The following is a 3036-nucleotide window of genomic DNA, read 5'->3' as shown; positions in this document are numbered from 1 at the left end:
CGGGCTGCGCCCGGGGTGCGCCTCAAACGCCGGCGGGGCTGGTAGGGGTGGGGCGGGGCCCCGCACGAGGGTCTCCTCGGCTCGGCGCGTGCGGGCATGTCACGGCAAGACGGCCCGGGTCGCGCCTCGTCCTGCGGGGACCCTCCTGCGTGTCCCCGCCCCACGGCAGAGCTTCGACAGCGGGCCACCACCCGACCCCGACCGACAAACCCCCACCACTCCCAACCCCGCCACCCATCAAGACACCGGCCCGCAATTCCAGCCCCGCCGGCGTTTGAGGCGCGGGTCCGGGCGGAGCCCGGCACAGACTCCGCCCGCGCCACCCACCGCCGAGCACCCCGCCCACCGAGGCACGGGCCCGCAATTTCAGCCTCGCCGGCGATTGAGGCGCGGGTCCGGGCGGAGCCCGGCATGGGATTCGGCCGCGCCGCATACCACCGAGCCGGCCGCAGGGTCGTTAGTACGACTTGGGGAGGCCCAGGGTTTGGTGGGAGATGAAGTTGAGGATCATCTCCCGGCTGACCGGGGCGATGCGGGCCACGCGGGAGGCGGTGATGAGGGAGGCCAGGCCGTATTCGCGGGTGAGGCCGTTGCCGCCGAGGGTGTGGACGGCCTGGTCCACCGCACGGACGCAGGCCTCCGCAGCCGCGTACTTGGCCATGTTCGCCGCCTCGCCCGCCCCCATGTCGTCCCCCGCGTCGTACAGCCGGGCAGCCTTCTGCATCATCAGCCGGGCCAGTTCCAGCTCGATGTGGGCCTGGGCCAGCGGGTGAGCCACCGCCTGGTGGCCGCCGATGGGCTGCTTCCACACCTGGCGGGTCTTCGCGTAGTCGACGGCCTTGGCGAGGGCGTGGCGGCCCATCCCGATGGCGAAGGCCGCGGTCATGATCCGCTCGGGGTTGAGTCCGGCGAACAGCTGGAGCAGCCCCGCGTCCTCGTCCCCGACCAAGGAGTCGGCCGGAAGCCGCACCTCGTCCAGCGTCAGCTCGAACTGCTTCTCCGCCGCCTGGAGTTCCATGTCGATGACCGTGCGGCCGAAGCCGGGGGCGTCGCGCGGCACGATGAACAGGCAGGGCTTGAGGCTGCCGGTACGGGCGTCCTCCGTGCGGCCGACGATGAGGGTGGCGTCGGCGATGTCGACGCCGGAGATGAAGACCTTGCGTCCGGTGAGGATCCAGTCGTCGCCGTCACGGCGCGCCGTGGTGGTGATGCGGTGGGAGTTGGATCCGGCGTCGGGTTCGGTGATGCCGAAGGCCATGGTGCGGCTGCCGTCGGCGAGGCCGGGCAGCCAAGCCTGCTTCTGGGCGTCCGTGCCGAAGCGGGCGATGACCGTGCCGCAGATGGCGGGCGATACGACCATCATGAGGAGGGGGCAGCCGGCGGCCCCGAGTTCTTCCAGGACGATGGAGAGTTCGGCGATGCCGCCGCCTCCGCCGCCGTACTCCTCGGGGAGGTTGACCCCGAGGTAGCCGAGCTTCGCGGCGTCGGCCCACAGCTCGTCGGGGTGGCCGCCTTCGCGGGCGACACGGGCGAGGTATGCGCGGCCGTAGCGCTGTCCGAGGGCGGCGACGGCGGCGCGCAGGGCGTGGTGCTCTTCGGTTTCGATGACGGTGCTCATGCTTGCGGTTCCTCCTGGACTACGGCGAGCAGGGCGCCGAACTCGACCTGTTGGCCGGTGGCGACGTGGAGCGCGGTGAGCGTGCCGGAGGCGGGAGCGAGGATGCGGTGCTCCATCTTCATGGCCTCCAGCCAGAGCAGGGGCTGGCCTGCGGTGACGGGGCTGCCGGGAGCCAGGCCCTCGGCGGTGCGGACGACGGTGCCGGGCATGGGGGCGAGCAGCGAGCCCGGTTCCGTGCGGTCCTGGGGGTCCGGGAAGCGGGGAACGGGCGTGAAGGTGTGGGCGCCGAGTGCGGAGTCCACGTAGATCTCGGTCGTGTTCGCATGTTGTTTCACGTGGAACGTCCGCCGGATTCCCTCGACTTCGAGGGTGACGAGGGTGGGGCTGGTGGCCACCACGCGGATCCCGGGGTGGTTCACCGGGTGGTACTGGACCTCGTGTTCGACGCCGGCGGACCGGTAGCGGCGGGTCTGCGGCTGCGAGCGGACGTTGCGCCAGCCGCCGAGGCGGGTGGCGAGGGGGGCGTCCGGGCCAGGGGCCGCTGCGGCGAGGGCCGCGGCGAGGGCGGCCGGGGTGGGGTCCGGGGCGCCGCCGGTGAGGGTGTCGAGGTGGCGGTCGTAGAAACCGGTGTCGAGCTGTCCGGCGGCGAACTCCGGGTGCCGCAGGGACCGTACGAGGAGCTCGCGGTTGGTGGTGAGCCCGTGGATGCGGGCTCCGGCGAGGGCGGCGGCGAGGGCCCGGACGGCCTCGGCGCGGGTGGGGGCGTGGGCGACGATCTTGGCGAGCATGGGGTCGTAGTGGATGCCGACGGTGTCCCCGGCGGTGAAGCCGGTGTCGACGCGGACCTCGCCGGGGATGGCGAGGGTGTGCAGGGTGCCGGTCTGCGGGCGCCAGTCCTGGGCGGGGTCCTCGGCGTAGAGGCGGGCCTCGACGGCGTGGCCGGTGGGCTCCGGGGGCACCGGGGGCAGGGCCGCGCCCTCGGCGACGCGCAGCTGGAGGGCGACGAGGTCGAGGCCGAAGACGGCTTCGGTGACGGGGTGTTCGACCTGGAGGCGGGTGTTCATCTCCAGGAAGTACGGGCGTCCGTCGGCGGTGACGAGGAACTCGACGGTGCCCGCGCCCTGGTAGGAGACGGCCCGGGCCGCGGCGACGGCGGCGGCGTGGAGGGTCTCGCGCAGGGGCTTCGGGAGACCGGGGGCGGGGGCTTCCTCGATGACCTTCTGATGGCGGCGCTGGAGGGAGCAGTCTCGGGTGCCCAGGGCCCAGACGGTGCCGTGGGTGTCGGCGAGGATCTGGACTTCGACGTGGCGGCCGCGTTCCACGTAGGGCTCGGCGAAGACCTCGCCGTCGCCGAAGGCGGAGCGGGCCTCGGCGGAGGCCGCGTCCAGGGCCTCCTTGAGCTGGTCGAGGTCGCGGAC

Annotated in this window: 2 protein-coding genes; both read right to left on the bottom strand. The window is 73.2% G+C overall.

From position 1 onward, the window contains the following. Positions 1–457: 457 nt before the first annotated feature. Positions 458–1618: an acyl-CoA dehydrogenase family protein gene (locus tag ACWGIU_RS34195; RefSeq protein ID WP_453711996.1), complete on the bottom strand. Its 1161-nt coding sequence runs from the start codon at positions 1616–1618 to the stop codon at positions 458–460. Continuing rightward, a partial coding sequence (locus ACWGIU_RS34190) for an ATP-binding protein (RefSeq protein ID WP_453711995.1) occupies positions 1615–3036 on the bottom strand: 1422 nt, incomplete at its 5' end. The genes ACWGIU_RS34190 and ACWGIU_RS34195, both read right to left, overlap by 4 nt.

It is taken from the genome of Streptomyces sp. NPDC054840 (genome assembly GCF_053611065.1).
This window is presented reverse-complemented; position numbering and strand designations above follow the sequence as displayed.